This is a genomic window from Roseateles sp. P5_E11 (genome assembly GCF_054049355.1).
Genome location: NZ_JBFUMO010001184.1, coordinates 1 through 595, shown reverse-complemented (window position 1 = coordinate 595; position 595 = coordinate 1). Strand labels below are relative to the sequence as shown.

The 595-nt window shown below is 64.5% G+C and carries 1 protein-coding gene; it reads left to right on the top strand.

The features are described 5' to 3' along the window. Positions 1-81: 81 nt before the first annotated feature. Positions 82-595: redoxin domain-containing protein (locus tag ACXJKR_RS34230; protein ID WP_457326654.1), on the top strand; the 514-nt coding region annotated here is incomplete at its 3' end.

The window sequence follows — 595 nt, the reverse complement described above, 5'->3', positions numbered from 1 at the left end:
GCTAACACTGCGGCAATGGGCCGCGAATTGCCGCAGTGTTAGCAGGCCCCACCCCCACCCAAGCCCCCAACGGAGACCATCATGTCCCTGCGCATCAACGACATCGCCCCCGACTTCACCGCCCAGACCACGCAAGGCGAGATCAAGTTCCACGACTGGATCGGCGACAAGTGGGCCGTGCTGTTCTCCCACCCCAAGGACTTCACGCCGGTGTGCACGACCGAGCTGGGCTATATGGCCAAGATCGAGCCCGAATTCACCAAGCGCAATGCCAAGCTGATCGGCCTGTCGGTCGACCCGGTGGACAACCACCACCGCTGGGCCGCCGACATCGAGGAGACCCAGGGCCATCTGCCCAAGTACCCCATGATCGGCGACAGCGACCTGGCCGTCGCCAAGCTCTACAACATGCTGCCGGCCGATACCGAAGGCACGTCCGAGGGCCGCACGGCGGCGACCAACGCCACCGTGCGCTCGGTCTTCATCGTCGGCCCGGACAAGCGCATCAAGCTGATGCTGACCTACCCGATGACGACGGGGCGCAATTTCGACGAGATCCTGCGCGTGCTGGACAGCATGCAGCTGACCGCCAAGC